1 protein-coding gene is annotated in these 1,110 nt (G+C 71.2%); it reads left to right on the forward strand.

The annotated features are described in order from the left end of the window. Window positions 1-414: 414 nt before the first annotated feature. A partial coding sequence (locus ACWDYJ_RS36300) for an ATP-dependent DNA ligase (protein WP_451569871.1) occupies window positions 415-1,110 on the forward strand: 696 nt, incomplete at its 3' end.

Consider the following 1,110-nt stretch of genomic DNA (forward strand, 5'->3'; position numbering starts at 1 on the left):
CCGCCCGGGGGCACCTCCCAGCGGTAGCTGGGGGAGATGCACCGCATCTGACGCCGTGCGCTGATCCACCGGGGATTACGGGACAGCCCTTAGGGCCCAGCCACTCGCTCCCAGGGGGCCGTCTTGTTCGTGGCCGCGAGTCTCATGAGACACATCAAAGTCTGGAGAACGACGGCTACCGGTGCTTGTTGTTCACCCCGTCCCGGCCGGGCGGGCCGACGCTGCTGCAATCGCGGCGCGGCACGCAGATCCAGCGGCACTTCCCCGACCTCATCACCGCGGCGAAGAAGCTGCCGCACGGCCTGGTCCTCGACGGCGAAGTCGTGGTGTGGTCGGGACACCGGCTCTCCTTCGAGGCGCTGCAAACGCCGCGCCTCCTCCGGCGGCCGCACCGTCCAGCAGCTGGCGGAGGCGATGCCCGCGCACTTCATCGCCTTCGACATCCTTCAGATCGATGGCCAGGAGCTGCTCGCCGAACCGTACGAACAGCGCCGTGCCGTCCTGGAGGGCCTCTTCACCGAGCACGGCCTGACACCGCCGTGGGCGCTCTGCCCCATGACGACCGACGCGGCCGTCGCCCAGGAGTGGCTCGCCTCCTGGACGGAAGTCCAAGGCGTTGAGGGCCTGGTCATCAAGGGCATCGGGCAGAAGTACCTTCCGGGCACTCGCGAATGGTTCAAGGTCCGCCGCCGTGAGACCACCGAAGCGATCGTCGGCGGCATCACCGGCACACTGAGCCGCCCGCAGCTACTCGTCCTCGGACGCTACGACGCCGACGGACGGCTGCGCGCGGTCGGCCGCGCCACGCCCCTGAAGCCGGACGCGGCCCGCCGGCTCGCCGGCCACCTCACCGCCGCCGGCTCCGACCATCCGCGGACCGGCGTACGGTTCACCGCCACCTGGGGTAGCCGCGAACCCCTCGATCCCATCCTCGTGGTCCCGGAGCTGGTCGCGGAGATCAGCGCCGACACCGCGGTCGATCGGGGCGCCTGGCGCCCCCCCGCTTCGTACGGCTGCGCCTGGACGTCACCGTGGCCGACGTCCCGGGATTCGGGGAAGGCGCGCAGCCCTCCAGCGGTTGACCTGCCGCAGCCCGCGATGGCGCGGGCT

Source organism: Streptomyces sp. NPDC003042 (assembly GCF_053591315.1).